Source organism: Mesorhizobium sp. M1428, assembly GCF_040317515.1.
Taxonomy (GTDB): Bacteria; Pseudomonadota; Alphaproteobacteria; order Rhizobiales; family Rhizobiaceae; genus Mesorhizobium.
Window position 1 is genome coordinate 16,846 of sequence record NZ_JAMYKT010000012.1, and the last position, 14,826, is coordinate 31,671.

A 14,826-nucleotide genomic window follows, 5' to 3' on the forward strand; every position below is an offset into this window, starting at 1 on the left:
GACCTATGGAAGACGTCATACGATCGCTTGGCTTCCTATGCCTGGGAAGCAGGCTGAAGCGTATAGGCGAGCAACTGCAAGCGGAGGCGCAGCGCCTGCTCGACCGGCTGGATGTTCCGGTTCAGGCGAGCCAATACCCCCTGCTGGCCGCGCTCGACAGGCTGGGTCCGTTGTCTGTCGGGGAACTGGCGCAATGCCTTGGCGTCGCGCAGCCGGGCGTAACGCGAAGCGTCTCGCTTCTGTCCGAATTGGGACTGCTCGAGGTCAGTCCGTCGACCGATGACCAGCGGCGCAGGATTGTCTCGCTTACTTGGGACGGCCGGCGGCTGGTCGATGTCGCAAAGCGCGACGTCTGGCCTTCCATCGAGAACGCCGTCGCGGATTTGTGCGCAGGTCTTTCGGGGCCGCTTCTTGAGCAGCTGGCTGCCATCGAGGATGGCCTCGCCGCGGCCCCTCTCGACCGTCGTGTAAAAAAGCCTGAGGGTGCCGCGCAATGAGACATCTGCTTGACCGCCCCGTCTGGAGCGCGCTTCAGACGCGACATTCGGCGTTCGCGCAAGGTAATGACCTCGCCAAGCGATATCGGCCGTCGATTGTTCCTTTCGCCGCCACTGGCGCGGACGCCCCGGATAGCCTGCGGGCGCTCGAAAGGCTTGTCTCCCCGGGCGAGAGTGTGATCCTGCTTCAAGCGGACGTGATTGCTCTGCCCACGGGGCTTTCCGCGACTTCGGCCGCAGCCGGGGTTCAGATGATTGCCGAGCAGCCATTGCAAACCGTGTCTGACAAACGCGTGCAACGTCTGACCCGAGACGATGCCGCTGAGATGCTCGCCCTGGCATTGCTCACCAAGCCTGGCCCATTCACGCTCGAAGCCTTGAGCCTGGGCGATTTCTGGGGTGTGAAAATCGAGGGCAGGCTTGCGGCGATGGCCGGCGAGCGCATGAAGCAGCCTGGCTATACCGAACTCAGCGGCGTGTGCTCACATCCGGAATTTCGCGGCGGTGGCCTGGGCAAGCTGCTGTCCCTGTTCGTGGCAAACCGGATAGTGGCGCGCGGCGAAGTTCCCTATCTCCACGCCTACGCCAGCAACGCCACGGCCATTAGATTATACGAGTCCATTGGCTTCAGGTTGCGAAGCACAATGAATGTGGCTGTGGTTCAGCGCACCGGATGAGTGTCGGCGCATGATGCGCAGCATGGATGCATCCCGTATCGGAAAGGAAGGATTTCGTATGGCCGAAATCCTTCCTTGAGACTGCAAGACCTTGCTGCGTGTCAGACCGCGATCTTGCCGCCGCCTTGCCTGGTAATGGCAACGACCGACGGGCGCACCGGCATGTCCGGCTTGAAGTCGGGCCAGCGGGTCGACAAATCCTCATAGTAGGACGGACGGCCGAAAGCCTCCCAGTCCTCGCCGCCGTCGCCCGGATGCTGGACGGCAACGAAGGCGGTCTGGTCGTCCGGCGCAAACAAGGGACCGCACATTTCGGCGCCGATCGGCACGCGGAAGAACAGCTTTGATGTCGCCCGCGCCGGCCCTTCCGTATCGACAGCCCACAGACCATCGGTGCGGCCGGTGGCTTTCGGGCCTTGGCCGTCGGTAGCGACCCAGAGGCGGCCGGCCGAATCGACCGCGCAATTGTCCGGCATGCCGAACCAGCCATTGGCGGTGGTTGCGGTCGAGAAGGTGGCGCCGACAGCGGCAACCGAGGGATCACCGCATTTCAGCAGGATTTCCCACCTGCCCTTTGTCGCGGTGAAATCACCGCCGTCCTCGACGATCTCGATGATGTGGCCAAAGGCATTTTCGGCACGCGGGTTGGCGGCGTCGACCTGATCGGCCTTGCGCTTCGAATTGTTGGTCAGCATGACATAGACCTTGCCGTTGGCGGCATTGGGCTGGATGTCTTCCGGGCGGTCCATCTTGGTGGCGCCGAGCAGGTCGGCGGCGCGGCGCGTTTCGATCAGCACGTCGGCCTGGCTGGCAAAGCCGTTCTCGGCCGTCAGCGGCCCCTGGCCGAAGACGATCGGCAGCCATTCGACCGAACCGTCGTCGGCAAACTTGGCGACATGCAAGGTGCCGTCGTCGAGCAAATCCATGTTGGCGGCGCGATCGTCCGGGTTGAACTTGCCTGTGGTGACGAACTTATAGACATAGTCGAAGCGCTCGTCGTCGCCGAGATAGAAGACGACACGGCCATCCTTGGCGACGATCGATTCGGCGCCCTCATGCTTGAAGCGCCCCATCGCGGTGCGCTTCCTCGGCGTCGAAGTCGGATCCTGGACGTCGACCTCGACGATCCAGCCGAAGCGGTTCGGCTCGTTCGGCTCCTTGCCGATGTCGAAACGGTCGTAATGCGCTGCCCATTCGTAGGCACCTTCGGGAATGCCGAGGCGCTTGTAATTGGCGGCTTCCTTATGGCCCTGCGGCAGCTCGCCTGAGAAATAGCCGTGGATGTTCTCCTCGGCCATGACATAGGTGCCCCATGGCGTGACGCCGCCGGCACAATTGTTGACGGTGCCTATGACCTTCGTGCCGGTCGGATCGGCGCTGGTCTTGACGCGGTCGTGGCCGGCGACGGGGCCGGAGAGCGCAATCTCGGTGTTGGAGGTGATGCGGCGGTTGAGCTTGCCGTTGCGAACGATCTGCCATTTGCCTGATAGCTTGCGGATCTCGACGATGGTGCCGCCATGCGCGGTCATCTCGACGTCGACTTGTTCCTTGCTGAGGGGCGCCTGCTTGGCCTTGCCGTCAACGATGGTGACGAGGCCCGGAAACATCAGGTGCGGATTGGTGTATTCGTGGTTGACCACCAGCAGGCCGTGCTCGGCCGAGCCGTCGATCGGGATATAGCCGACATAGTCGTTGTTGTAGCCGAACTGTCTGGCCTGGGCTTCCGCCGACTGTTTTGTCGGATCGAATTCGGGCGAATCGGCGAACAGCGGATCGCCCCAGCGCAGCAGCACATCGGCGTCATAGCCCGGTGCGACGTGATGCTTGTCGTCGATGCCGGCCTCGAGCTCGTCGAAAGCGAAGGCGGAGCCTTCGGCGGCGCGGGCGTTGTCGGCGGTGATCAGCGCCATCGGGCTGACGGTAGCGGCTATGGCCGAGACGGCAAGCGAGCCCTTGAGGAAGCCGCGGCGCGAGAACCGCGCGGCGATGATCTCACCCATGGTGCGGTTGTCGGTGGGATTGGCTCCTGGCCCGCCGTTTTCCTCGAGCAGGCTGGTGCGGAAATGGGCGTCAGGGATGCGATGTTCGGTCGAGCGCTGTTCAGTCATGGGGGCCTGCCTCTGGCTGGATGGATTGCTGGAGCGTGTTGCCTGGCCAAATCCGGTATCGCCGGCAGGTCACAGTTTGATGACATGCCGGCTAATTGCCACCTGCGATTTCCTATCCAACATCGGGCCCGCTTGACCGCGACCGGCGCTTCGGAAACAAGAGCTGCGGCAGGCGCGTAGGGATCGCATCGGGAGGAACAAAAAGTGAGTTTCTGGGGACTTGGGCAGCTCTGCGTTTCGACGGTGATCTTCCTGCTGGCGGCGATGGCTGCAAAACAGTGGGGGCTGGCGCCGAGCCTCGGCAAGATCGTGCTGACGTTGGCGCTCTATTCGCTCGGCAATCTGATCATGCTGAGGCTGATCCGTGAATTCGGCATGTCGGTGTCGTTCAGCCTGTCGGCGGTGATCCAGCTGGTGTCGGTGAATGTGGTGGCGCTGGTCTTCTTCGGCGAGCGCGTCAATGCCTTACAGGCAACCGGCATCGTGCTTGCCATCGCAGCTGTGGCGCTGATCACGCTCGGGCCCTATCTGCAGAGGCTGTAACTGCGATCGGGCCGATGAAGAAGGTTGCAAGCAGACTGCGCAACTGGCTGGAGTTCCCGGTTCTGCTGGCCGGGCTGGTCATTGCCGGCGGGCTGTGGGGGTTCGAGGAGCTGATGGAGATGGCGCGGGCCACCACGCCGCATGCCTTCGATACCGAAATCCTGCTTGCCTTCCGCAAGGCCGGCCAGCCCGACAATCCGATCGGACCGGCGTGGCTGGAAGGGGCGATGCGCGACATCACCAGCCTCGGCAGCGCCAGCGTGCTGGTGCTGATTACCGCAGCAATGATCGTCTATCTGCTCCTTATCCGCAGGCCAGGCGCGGCGCTTCTCATGTTCGTCGCGGTAGCGGGCGGCCAGCTCCTGTCGAGCGTGCTGAAATTCGATATAGACCGGCCGCGCCCCGATCTGGTCTCGCATCTCGCCGACGTGGCATCGCTTTCGTTTCCGAGCGGCCACGCCATGCTGTCGGCGGTGACATATTTGACGCTGGGCAGCATGGCGGCGCGGTTTTTGCCCGGGCGGACAACGAAGATCTATGTACTCGGGCTGGCGGTGCTGACGACGGTGGTGGTCGGCATCAGCCGCATCTATCTCGGCGTCCACTGGCCGTCCGACGTATTGGCCGGCTGGTGTGCCGGCTTTGCCTGGGCGATGCTGTGCTGGCTTGCGGCTCGGTTCCTGCAACGATGGCTTGGGCAGGCCGACGGCACCTGACTCAAATCAGCCTGTTGATCAGGCCATGGCCGCAGCCTGCCAGCAGGAAAACCATCGACAGCAAGGCTGTCGAGGTCGCCAACGCTTTGAATATCACCCGCTCATCCTTTTGAAGTCGTGCCTGTGAAATCGGGATCGCAGTGGATGTTCCGCCAAACGATGCCGAGGTTTGTAGCATGACAGCGCATCGGCTGGCAAAGAGTGCTGTATGTTTCAAGTATGCAAGATGATTCTTGAACCATCTAATAATCAGGCGCTTCACCGCAGACACGCCGTATGCTGATCAACCACGGCGTCAAGCGGCCGCTGGTGACTTATGCCGCCTCGATCACGGATGCGCGGGCGCAGCTGAGGAAAGCCGCGCCCGCAGCCTGAGCCGATGGCTCGCTTAGTCGAGGCCTAATGCCGCGACCTCGCCCTCATTCATCAGCGGCACGAAGATGGTCGACCTACCGTCGGTGCCGATGTCGGCGCTGCCCGGCTTGAACGTCGCAACCGCTTGCGGCGTGCCGCCGGCTTTGTAGCGGTAGAGCGTGCCGGTCATATAGGCAGTGGCGTAGACGCTGCCGCCGATGGCAACGACGCCATCTAGGTTGGCGAACTTTTCTGCGCCGGGCAGTGGCGAAACGGCCTTGGTGGCGAGATCGACCGAGAGCAGGCCGCCTGGCTCCGCGGTGCTGAAATCTGATTTGATGCCCTTGCCCCACGAAGCGACGATCAGCCGGCCGCCATCGGCGAAGATGCCATTCGGCGAAGCAAGCGCCGCATCCCTGACGAACAGTTCCGGCCGGTCGCCATCGACGCGATAGATCGTGTCGGCCAGCATGTCCGTGACGTAGACCTTGCCGGACGCGTCGGCGGTCACGTCGTTGAGGAAGACGGCGTTCGGCACGTCGATCGTGGATGTTAGCTTGCCGCTTGCGAGATCGACGACGCGCACATGGGTGATATCGGCGACGTAGAGTTTGCCGTCGGCAATCGCCATGCCCTTGGGCGCGTCCATGCCGTCGGTCCAATGTTGCGTAACCATCTTGCCGTCCATCGACAGGACCGACAGATATCCATTGCCGTCGGCGTCGCCGGGATTGCCAACGATATTGGAGATGATGATGCGTTTGCCGGCGGCATCGAACAGCGCCGATTCCGGCTGCTCGAGGCCGCCGGCGCGCCAGAGTTCAGCGGCCTGAACTGCCGGCGCAGTCGCGATGCCGACGATGGCGAGAAGTATCGGTGTGAAGAGGCTTTTCATGGCTAGTCTCCTGTAATGGACTGGCGGAGAGCTAGGCTCTACGATACTTTTCGGGAAGATCTATCAGGACTAGTACCGAAGGCTGATACCAAATCGCGCAAACGAGGTGCATCCCATGAACGGCCTGATCTTCGAAGCGCTGAAGCGGACGCTTAAGGCCAAGGGCGTGACCTACCGCGTCCTTGCCGAGCGGATGGGCGTTTCCGAGCCGACGGTGAAACGCATCTTCCATGAGCGCAACTGCAAGCTCGACCGGCTGATGGAGATCTGCACTGCCGCCGGCGTGGAGTTGGAGAACGTGCTCGGCTCTATGAACAGAGGGCCGGGACCTGCCAACCAGATCGCGCCGGAGATCGAGCGCAAGCTCGCAGGGCGGCCGGCACTGCTGTTCGTCTTCGTCATGCTTTCCGAGAAATTCACGCCCGAAGGTATCATGCGCTCACAAGGGCTGAGCGAGGCTTCGATGTTCCTCTATCTGCGCGACCTCGAGGAACTCGGCCTGGTCGCGCTCGGTCGCGGCCTGTCGGCAAGGCTGCTGGTCGAGGCGCCGATCCAGTGGAATTTCGACGGGCCATTGCGGCCGCTGTTCGAGATGACCAACAAGAATTTCATCGGCTGGGCCATCACCCATCTTGAGCGCGAGGCGACATTCGTCAGCTTCTCCAGGCGGATGCGGCCGGAAACGGCGGAAATGGTCAGGCGCGAGGCGGAGGAATTGGCGGAGCGCGCCAAATTGCTTGCTCATCACGACCAGCACACGACGCCCGAAGACGGACTGGTCGGCTACAAATGGACGTTTGCGTTCGGCGCAACGCCGTTCCCGGTGATCATGCCGATCGGGCCGCATCCGCGCGACGCAGGCGCGCGGACGGACGATCGAGTTGCGGCCGCCCCAAACGGACGGCGTCTGCCGGCCTAGGTCAAGACGCAGAACGACCGAATCCGGGCTGTTGGCGGCAGCCAGTCTGACTGAGCTTCTCACCCCTGAGTATCAGCCGCAAACCGGTTATCAGAGCGTCCCATGCTCAACCACAAGATCGAGCGGCTATTCGGCGGTCTTGTTCGCCGCCACCTTGTCATCCCAGACCACATGCCGGTAGTCGAAGCCGTATTCCAGCGTCGGCTTGACGATGCGGAAATAGGGCGACAGGTCGAAGTCGCGCGGCGTGTAGAGCGAGTGGTGACGGATGTGCAGGATTTCCTTGCGCGAATAGCTCGACTGGGCCGAAGCACGGCCGGGCGCCCGGGTAATCTCGGGCAGGATCGGGTAGCGGATCTGGCCGTAAGCCTCCGCGATCAGCGACGAGCAGATGGCGCGCGTCGGGTCGCCGGAACCGAAAGCCAGCATGCGGCGGCGCCAACGCACCGGCACCGGCGGCGTCGGCAAGAAGTAGCGCAGCATGTCGAATATGTTCTTGAGATCGTATCTGAGACCGAGTCTGCCGATCATGAAGGCGACGACCGCTTCGCGATCGTCCGGAGCCAGGCCGCTCGCACGGCAGATGCGGGTATTGTAGCTGCGGTAGCGCGACAGCGGCACGGCGATGCAGCCATCGCCGAGCGTGACCTCGATCAGGCGCCGCCGCTCCGATCCGTCTTCCGGCTCCGGCAATGCATCGCCGACATAGAAGGCGGCATGCGACCAGGTCGACTGGGTGAGGTATTTGATTGCCGCCGAGATCTTCTGGTTGCCCTCGATGAGCAGGATGTCGCCGGGTTCGAGCGTGCGGCGCAGCGTTTCGGCGTCCGACGGCGTGTAGGGCTCGTAGCCGGACGATTCCTCCTGCAGCCGGCCGGCAAGCCAGCGGCCAAGTCGGTCCAGAAGCGTGTCGCCGGGCTCGGTCATGCCAGACGGCGATTACCACAGGGCGGCAAATTAGACCATGATCAGCCCACGCCAGGCGCGCCGGCGTCTGCCTGCTGCGGTACCGCTGTGAGATCTTCGCGCGCTTTACGGGCGAGCTTCCTCGTCGAGCGCTTCAGGCTGTCGCCGAAAAGCTCGGCCGCCTCGGCGAGGCAGGTCTTTTTCAGGCTCTTTTCCGAGCGTTTCAGCAGCTTGGCAAGCAACCGCGTGTCCTCAGGGGGGCCAAGCGGCTCGTCCTCGGCATCGAGAAGCGCGCGCATAACGAACACATCGTGCAATTCGCCGAGCCGCTCGCCCAATTCGTCGACGGCCTTGCGTCGCGTCTTGATCGACGTCGGCCACAGCCTGCCGAGCAGCGACAGGTGCATGGCATGCGTCTTGGCCGCCTTGCGCAGATCGTGAAAGTCATCGGCTTCGCCGCGCGAAGCCGCCTTGTCCAGCGCTTTCCTGGCGCGGCGCAAAGTGGTGCGCGCGCCTTCGGCGAGCACGTCGGCAGCCTGCTCCGGCTGGTCGGGCAGAGCGAGCTTGTCGATCCGGACGACACCTTCCTCGCAAGCGGCGATCGCCGCGCCTATCGCAGCGTCAAGGCCTGCTCCGCCATGCAGTTCATGCTGGCGCGCAACGAGCCTGTCACGCACGGCATCGAGGCCGCCGGCACTTTGCTCGGGAAAGCTTGCCGCTAGCCGGTCGATTGTTTCGACCAGTGCAGTCGCCTCACGCGGGCCGGCAAGCAGGGCCGCTACCTGGCGGTAGCACTGGTTCTCGGTCACGCAGAATGTTTCGTCTCCGGAACGGACAAGGCGCAGCAAGGCGCGGACGTTCTTCAGCCGTTTGCGGCATTTGTGCAGTCCCTGTTCGGGCCTGTCACGCGCGGCGTTCAGATGGTCGAGCGCCTTGCCGATTTCCTCGGCAAGGATGCGCCTGACCTCGCCGGTCAGCGACATGCGCGGATCGATACGAAAGCTCATGCGACGATCTCCGGAATCCCCCCAAGGGCGAGCGACGCGTTGTAAAATCTCGGCTCGCCGGTGACTTCACGGCCGAGCCAATCTGGCAGCATTTCGTCCGGTACATCCTCCGGCGTCTCGAGCTCGGCGATCACCAACCCCGCAAGCGTCCCGCCGAAGACATCGACTTCGTAGCGATAACCGCGGTGTCTAACATGGTGGCGTGTCTTCTCGATGACATGTCCGATGGCAAAGGCCTGCATCTCCTGCGCCTCCGCCAAAGGTACTGGATATTCGAATTCATCGCGCACGCGTGCCTGGCTGCCGAACTTGAGCGTCAGCTTGGCGGCCGCATCGTTGCTGATGCGCACACGCACCGTACGGCTGGGTTCGGCGACAAGATAGAATTGACGGATATGAATGTCCGCCTCGATCATCGCCCGCCATTCCTCACCTGAGACCAGGAATTTACGCTCGATTTCCTTGCCCATGGCCAGGCACTAAAGCGCGCACGGCCAGAGTTGGCAAGCCGCTTGACCGCACTTGACTTTAATCATTCGATTGATTAAATTATCGGCCATGATCAAATCGCCCAGCGCCAGCGGCCCTCCTCATGAGGCGCCCAAGACCGCCGCAGATATGACGCGGACGGCACTCGTGCACGCGGCGCTGAAGCTGTTCGGACGGCAGGGTTTCGACGGCACGTCGACGCGCCAGATCGCGGCCGAGGCCAAGGCCAATATCGGCTCGATCGCCTATCATTTCGGCGGCAAGGAAGGGCTCCGCAACGCTGCGGCCGACTACATCGTCGACACCATCCAGACCGTTGCCGGCCAGGCGATCGGCAATCTGCAAGCGCCGGCCGCGGCATTGGCGGACACCGAGGCCGCGCGGGCACATTTAGCCGTTGCACTGGAGCGGATGGTGGCCTTCATCGCGGCAAGGCCGGAAGCCGGCGAGATTGTACAGTTCGTCCTGCGTGAGCTGTCGCATCCAACCGCCGCGCTCGACCGTATCTATGATGGCGTGTTCGAACCGGCGCATCACCGGCTCTGCCTGATCTGGGAACAGGCGACGGGCGAGCCGGCCGAGAGCGAGCGCACAAAACTCACCGTATTCACGCTGATCGGCCAGGTCGTGTATTTCCGCATCGGTCGCGAGGCGGTTATGCGCCGGATGGGCTGGCGCGAGATCGGCGATGACGAGGCCGGCAGGATCGCGGCAACAGTAACCGACAACCTCAGTGCGATTTTAGCTCGGCGCGATTTGGCTGTACGGAAGGATCGTGGATCATGAGCCTGCTCTGTTCTTTGCCGCTTGCCGCCCAGCTTTTCAGCGCCTGCGCGCCGGCAGCACCGCTCGCCGTCGGCTACGTCGAGGGCGATTATGTGCTGCTGGCACCGATCGAGGTGGCGCAGGTCGAGACGATTGCGGTCAAGCGCGGCGACCGCGTCGCGCCCGGCACGCCGGTGGTGACGCTGGAAAACGCCGACGCCAAGATCGCGATCGCACAAGCCGAGGCGGCCCTCGCGCAGGCCCAGGCGCAACTTGCCGACCTGCAGGTCGGCAAGCGGCCGGAAGAGATCGCGGTGCTCAAGGCGCAGGTCGACATGGCCAAGGCGCAAGCCGCCGACGCCAAACGCCGTTACATCCGCGCCAGTGATCTGTTCAAACGCGGCACCGGCACACAGGCCGACTACGATACGGCTTCCGCGACGCTGGAGACGGCCAACGCGCAGGTCGGCCAGGCGGAGGCCAATCTCGCCGTCGGCGGCCTGCCGGCACGGTCCGAGACGATCAAGGCCGCCGACAATCAGGTGAGGCAGGCGCGATCGGCGCTGGAGCAAGCGCAATGGCGGCTGTCGAAGCGCGTGCTGACGGCGCCCTCGTCCGGCCGGGTCAACGATGTCATCCGCTATCCGGGCGACACGGCCGGCCCGACCGCGCCGGTCATCTCCATACTGCCGGACGGCGCGGTGAAGCTCAGCGTCTATGTGCCGGAAAGCGCGTTCTCGTCGATCGAGATCGGCACGCTGCTCAACGTCCATTGCGACGGTTGCGGATCGGGCGTGAAGGCTCGCGTCAGCTACGTGTCGCCGGATCCGGAATTCACGCCACCGGTGATCTACTCGCTCGAGACCCGGCAAAAGCTGGTCTATCTGGTCGAAGCGCGGCCGGAGGGCGACGCCAGCGCATTGCAGCCCGGGCAGATCGTCGACGTCGATCTGGCGGACATCGGAAAATGAACGTCATCGACGTGCACGGCCTGGTCAAACGCTTCGGCGACAAGACCGTCGTCGACCATGTGACGATGACGGTGGCCGAGGGCGAGATCGTCGGCTTCCTCGGGCCGAACGGCTCGGGCAAGACGACGACCATCCGCATCATGTGCGGCTTGCTGACGCCGGATGAGGGCGAAGGCACGGTTCTGGGCTTCGACATCCGCACCGACAGCCTGCGGATCAAACGCGAAGTCGGCTACATGACGCAGAGATTCTCGTTCTACGAAGACCTGACGATCGGCGAGAATCTCGAATTCGTGGCGCGGCTCTACCGGCTGAAGCCGCTCGACGAGCATGTGGCTAAGACGCTTGAGGAGCTCGGCCTGATATCGCGCAGGAACCAGCTGGCCGGCACCTTGTCCGGCGGCTGGAAGCAGCGGCTGGCGCTGGCCGCCTGCATCATGCACAAGCCGAAACTGCTGCTTCTCGACGAACCGACGGCTGGCGTCGACCCGAAGGCCAGACGCGAATTCTGGGACGAGATCCACCGGCTGGCGAGCGGCGGGCTGACCGTGCTGGTCTCCACCCATTACATGGATGAGGCCGAGCGCTGCCATCGCATCAGCTACATCTCCTATGGCAAGATGCTGGCCACCGGCACGGTCGAGGACGTGGTGAGGAATGCCGGGCTGACTACGTTCGTCCTGCAGGGGCCGCGGCTCGACCAGGTCGCTGCCGCACTTCATGGCCGCCCAGGCGTCGACCAGGTGGCGCCGTTCGGCGCGACGCTGCATGTCGTCGGCTCCGACAGGACGGCCCTTCAGGCAGCGCTCGCCGACGTCGAGAAAGACCACAAGGGCGTCAGGGTCTCGCCTGGCGAGACCAGCCTGGAGGATGTGTTCATCCAGTTCATGTCCGGTTCGAAGGACAACATGGGATGAAAAACGGGATAAACAGCATCTTTTCCTTCGCCAGGCTGGGCGCGCTGCTGATCAAGGAGTTCATCCAGATGCGGCGCGACCGCATCACCTTCGCCATGATGCTCGGCGTGCCGCTGATGCAGCTGGTGCTGTTCGGCTATGCCATCAACAACGACCCGAAGAGCCTGCCGGCAGCGCTGGTGGTGATGAGCAGCGATCCTTACACGCGGGCCATGGTTTCGGCGCTGCAGACCACCGGCTATTACCGTTTCGACCATGTCGCGCAAAGTGCCGCCGAAGCCGAATTCCTGATGGCGCGCGGCGACGTCGCTTTCGTCGTCACCATTCCCGCCGATTTCGCCCGACGGGTCGAGCGCGGCGACAGCCCGCAGATCCTGATCGAGGCGGATGCGACCGACCCGGCCGTCGCCAGCGGCGCCATCTCGACGCTCGGCACAGTTGCCAACCAGGCGCTGCTCAGGGCACGCGGCATGCAGGAGACGGCGGCCGAAGCTGCCCGGGGGCAGCTCCAGGTGGTGGTGCACCGGCGCTACAATCCGGAAGCCGTCTCGCAATACAACATCGTGCCCGGCCTGCTCGGCGTCATCCTGCAGATGACGATGGTGATGATGACCTCGATCGCGCTGACGCGCGAGACCGAGCGCGGCACGATGGAGAACCTTCTGGCGATGCCGTCCAGCCCGCTCGAGATCATGCTGGGCAAGGTGCTGCCCTATCTGGCGGTCGGCGCCGTGCAGGTGCTGGTGGTGCTGGCGGCGTCGAAGCTTCTCTTCGCCATCCCCTTCACCGGATCGATGTCGCTGCTGTTGACGGCCGTCCTGATCTTCGTCCTGGCGTTGGTGCTGCTCGGCTACACGATCTCGACGATCGCCCGCACGCAGATGCAGGCACTACAGCTCACCTTCTTCTTCTTCCTGCCGTCGATCATGCTGTCCGGCTTCATGTTCCCCTATCGCGGCATGCCGGACTGGGCGCAGGTCTTCGGCGAGGTGCTGCCGCTGACGCATTTCCTGCGCATCATCCGGGCGGTGATGCTGAAGGGCGCCGAGCTGCCGGCAGTGGCAACGGAAATCGGTTGGCTGGTGGTGTTCGTGGCGCTGTTCGCCGGCATTGCGCTGGTGCGGTTCCGCCGGACGCTGGATTAGGGTCAACGCAATCAGCTTGCGCAAATGATCGAGATTCACACGGTCCTGGCCTAGCCCGGAACCGGGGTCAATTCAGGCGCATTGAGCCCTTCGAAGGGATCGCGCCAGGCGTCGATTTCTTCAAGCTGCCGATACCAGCGGCCAACAGAAGGATAGTCATCGAGAGGCAATCGGGCGACGTCGTTGAAGGGCAGAAACGTCGCCATTCGAAAGTCGGCGTAGGAAACCGAATTGCCGACCAGCCATTCTCGCTGGGAAAGCTCGGCATCAAGTATTACAGCGGCGGTACTGAAGTCCCTCAAGCCCTCCTCAACCCGCGCCTGATCGATCGGGCCGAGCGCATAGCGCTGTTTGGTCCCGCGTTCGAAATGCACGACGTCGCAGGCTCTTACGAAGTTCTCTTTGCCCCAACTCAGCCATCGGATCATCTCGGGCTCGTCGTCGCCGGTGCGCCAGAAATGCGAATGGGTGTCGCGTGAAAGCCGGCAGGCTATGGCGTCGGCCTCCCAGAGGCTTTTTCCCAAGTCCACAAGGATGGGCAATGAAAGATTTGGATTGAGCGGCCGAAAGCGCTCGGCCTGCCCCGGAGCGAAGGGAGACGCGAATTCGAACTCGATCTTGGCTTTGAGATACCGTGCCACCGCGACCGCGAGGCGAGGATTGGGATTGCGGCTGAAGAACAGTTTCATCGATCTCAGTCTTTGAAGGTACCGGTTTGACTAGCGCAACGGAGGCTCGAGCGCCTCGAACCGGCACATCACCTGGAATTGGTTGCTATCTTAGCTGGCAGCAATGATCTCGGCATAGGTGCTAAGATCGACATTGCCGCCGGAGAGCACCACGGCAATGGATTTCCCGGCAAGGTCGATCTCGCCTGACGACAGCGCGGCCAAGCCGACGCAACCGCCAGGTTCGACCACCAGCTTCAGGCAAGCCATCGCATCGCGCATCGCCTGTGCCACCGCCTTGTCAGAAACGGCGATGGCGCCAGCGAGGTTCTTGCGGTTGATCTCGAAAGTGATCGCGCCCGGCTCGGCGACGAGAAGGGCATCGCAGATCGAAGTGTGGCCGGGCGCGTTCGACACCCTGGCGCCTCTGATCAGCGAGCGGCGTGTGTCGTCAAAATGCTCCGGTTCCACGGCCCAGACGGCGGTGCCCGGCGAGGCGTCCTTGACCGCTATCGAAATGCCGCTGCTCAACCCGCCGCCACCGCAGGGAACCACTACCGCATCGAGGCTGACACCAAGCGCTCTTGCTTGGCGCATCAATTCGAGGCCGATCGTGCCCTGGCCGGCGATGATGGCCGGATCGTCGTAGGGCGGCACCAGGACCATGCCCTTTTCCACGTAAGAACGGACGACGGCAGTGCGATCGTCGCGGACCCGGTCGAAGGTGATCACGTCCGCGCCCATCTTCCTGACATTGCCGACTTTCATCGCCGGCGCATCGGTGGGCATGGCGATAACGGCCTTGACGCCGAACATCGCCGCCGCGGCGGCAACGCCTTGCGCGTGATTGCCCGACGAGAAGGCGACGACGCCGCGGGCGCGTTCTTCCGCCGAGAGCGAGGAGAGCTTGTTGTAAGCGCCGCGGAACTTGAACGAGCCGGTGCGCTGCAACGTCTCCGGCTTGAACAGGATCCTGGCGCCGAAGCGCTTGTTCAGCTCCGGCGATTCGATCAGCGGCGTTTCGACGATCAGTCCGGACAATCGCGCTGCTGCACTGTGAATATCGGCGATGCCGGGAGGGGTGGTCATGGCTAGGTCCTGCAAGAGATGAGACCGCCTATGTGCACGGAAAGAGAGGCGGCGCACCAATGAAAAAATGTGACCGTTACAATTCGTCTTTGGAGGCAGGAGTGGGGCGTGACCGTCCCCACCGCCTCCTCGGCCCTCCGCCATGCATTCGTCGCTTCAA

17 protein-coding genes are annotated in these 14,826 nt (G+C 63.3%); 9 read left to right on the top strand and 8 right to left on the bottom strand.

Translation table 11 applies throughout. From position 1 onward, the window contains the following. The first annotated feature begins 5 nt into the window (after positions 1-5). Both NKG60_RS18100 and NKG60_RS18105 read left to right on the top strand, forming a co-directional pair. Positions 6-497 carry a MarR family winged helix-turn-helix transcriptional regulator gene (locus NKG60_RS18100; RefSeq protein ID WP_352665149.1) on the top strand — a complete coding sequence of 164 codons (492 nt, stop codon included), beginning with the start codon at positions 6-8 and terminating at the stop codon, positions 495-497. Next, entirely contained in the window at positions 494-1,174 is a 681-nt protein-coding gene (locus tag NKG60_RS18105) for a GNAT family N-acetyltransferase (RefSeq protein WP_352665151.1), read from the top strand. The genes NKG60_RS18100 and NKG60_RS18105 overlap by 4 nt, the downstream gene beginning before the upstream one ends. 101 nt (positions 1,175-1,275) lie before the next feature. Here the strand turns inward: NKG60_RS18105 and NKG60_RS18110 are convergent, their stop codons facing one another. Beyond that, positions 1,276-3,282, bottom strand: a complete 2,007-nt coding sequence (locus NKG60_RS18110; RefSeq protein ID WP_352975303.1) for a PhoX family protein — start codon at positions 3,280-3,282, stop codon at positions 1,276-1,278. A gap of 204 nt (positions 3,283-3,486) precedes the next feature. Between NKG60_RS18110 and NKG60_RS18115 the strand changes: the two genes are divergently transcribed. Together NKG60_RS18115 and NKG60_RS18120 are read left to right on the top strand one after the other, a co-directional pair. Continuing rightward, positions 3,487-3,825, top strand: a complete 339-nt coding sequence (locus NKG60_RS18115; protein ID WP_023679017.1) for a hypothetical protein — start codon at positions 3,487-3,489, stop codon at positions 3,823-3,825. Between the two features lie 14 nt (positions 3,826-3,839). Beyond that, a complete protein-coding gene (locus NKG60_RS18120) occupies positions 3,840-4,541 on the top strand; it encodes a phosphatase PAP2 family protein (protein ID WP_352665155.1) in 702 nt (233 codons plus the stop codon). Between the two features lies 1 nt (position 4,542). Here NKG60_RS18120 and NKG60_RS18125 read toward each other — a convergent pair whose 3' ends face one another. Beyond that, entirely contained in the window at positions 4,543-4,812 is a 270-nt protein-coding gene (locus NKG60_RS18125; RefSeq protein ID WP_352975304.1) for a hypothetical protein, read from the bottom strand. Between the two features lie 117 nt (positions 4,813-4,929). Next, entirely contained in the window at positions 4,930-5,790 is an 861-nt protein-coding gene (locus tag NKG60_RS18130; RefSeq protein WP_352665157.1) for an SMP-30/gluconolactonase/LRE family protein, read from the bottom strand. Between the two features lie 115 nt (positions 5,791-5,905). Here NKG60_RS18130 and NKG60_RS18135 point away from each other — a divergent pair, with 115 nt between their 5' ends. Beyond that, positions 5,906-6,709 (top strand): helix-turn-helix domain-containing protein, encoded by an 804-nt coding sequence (locus NKG60_RS18135; RefSeq protein WP_352665159.1) that lies wholly within the window; start codon positions 5,906-5,908, stop codon positions 6,707-6,709. Positions 6,710-6,835: 126 nt separating this feature from the next. On the opposite strand, the gene NKG60_RS18140 is transcribed toward NKG60_RS18135, so the two are convergent. From NKG60_RS18140 to NKG60_RS18150, 3 genes are read right to left on the bottom strand one after another with little or no spacing between them, the layout of a single operon-like run. Continuing rightward, the gene (locus NKG60_RS18140; protein WP_352665161.1) at positions 6,836-7,636 is read right to left on the bottom strand and encodes a C40 family peptidase; all 801 of its coding nucleotides are present in this window, start codon (positions 7,634-7,636) and stop codon (positions 6,836-6,838) included. 41 nt (positions 7,637-7,677) lie between these two features. Next, positions 7,678-8,622 (bottom strand): CHAD domain-containing protein, encoded by a 945-nt coding sequence (locus NKG60_RS18145; RefSeq protein WP_352665163.1) that lies wholly within the window; start codon positions 8,620-8,622, stop codon positions 7,678-7,680. Continuing rightward, the gene (locus tag NKG60_RS18150; protein WP_352665165.1) at positions 8,619-9,092 is read right to left on the bottom strand and encodes a CYTH domain-containing protein; all 474 of its coding nucleotides are present in this window, start codon (positions 9,090-9,092) and stop codon (positions 8,619-8,621) included. Before NKG60_RS18150 ends, NKG60_RS18145 begins: the two co-directional genes overlap by 4 nt. Before the next feature lie 88 nt (positions 9,093-9,180). Between NKG60_RS18150 and NKG60_RS18155 the strand changes: the two genes are divergently transcribed. The 4 genes from NKG60_RS18155 to NKG60_RS18170 are packed head-to-tail and all read left to right on the top strand — an operon-like array spanning position 9,181 to position 12,909. Next, on the top strand, positions 9,181-9,897 hold the full coding sequence (locus NKG60_RS18155; RefSeq protein ID WP_502903393.1) for a CerR family C-terminal domain-containing protein: 717 nt from the start codon (positions 9,181-9,183) through the stop codon (positions 9,895-9,897). Further along, positions 9,894-10,847 carry an HlyD family secretion protein gene (locus NKG60_RS18160; RefSeq protein ID WP_352665169.1) on the top strand — a complete coding sequence of 318 codons (954 nt, stop codon included), beginning with the start codon at positions 9,894-9,896 and terminating at the stop codon, positions 10,845-10,847. Before NKG60_RS18155 ends, NKG60_RS18160 begins: the two co-directional genes overlap by 4 nt. Continuing rightward, the gene (locus NKG60_RS18165; RefSeq protein ID WP_352665171.1) at positions 10,844-11,764 is read left to right on the top strand and encodes an ABC transporter ATP-binding protein; all 921 of its coding nucleotides are present in this window, start codon (positions 10,844-10,846) and stop codon (positions 11,762-11,764) included. Before NKG60_RS18160 ends, NKG60_RS18165 begins: the two co-directional genes overlap by 4 nt. Before the next feature lie 8 nt (positions 11,765-11,772). After that, positions 11,773-12,909, top strand: coding sequence for an ABC transporter permease (locus NKG60_RS18170; RefSeq protein ID WP_352665315.1), 1,137 nt, complete (start codon positions 11,773-11,775; stop codon positions 12,907-12,909). Positions 12,910-12,959: 50 nt separating this feature from the next. On the opposite strand, the gene NKG60_RS18175 is transcribed toward NKG60_RS18170, so the two are convergent. Both NKG60_RS18175 and NKG60_RS18180 read right to left on the bottom strand, forming a co-directional pair. Next, positions 12,960-13,598: a glutathione S-transferase family protein gene (locus NKG60_RS18175; protein ID WP_352665172.1), complete on the bottom strand. Its 639-nt coding sequence runs from the start codon at positions 13,596-13,598 to the stop codon at positions 12,960-12,962. Between the two features lie 90 nt (positions 13,599-13,688). Next, positions 13,689-14,666, bottom strand: coding sequence for a threonine/serine dehydratase family protein (locus tag NKG60_RS18180; protein ID WP_352665174.1), 978 nt, complete (start codon positions 14,664-14,666; stop codon positions 13,689-13,691). Positions 14,667-14,826: the final 160 nt, after the last annotated feature.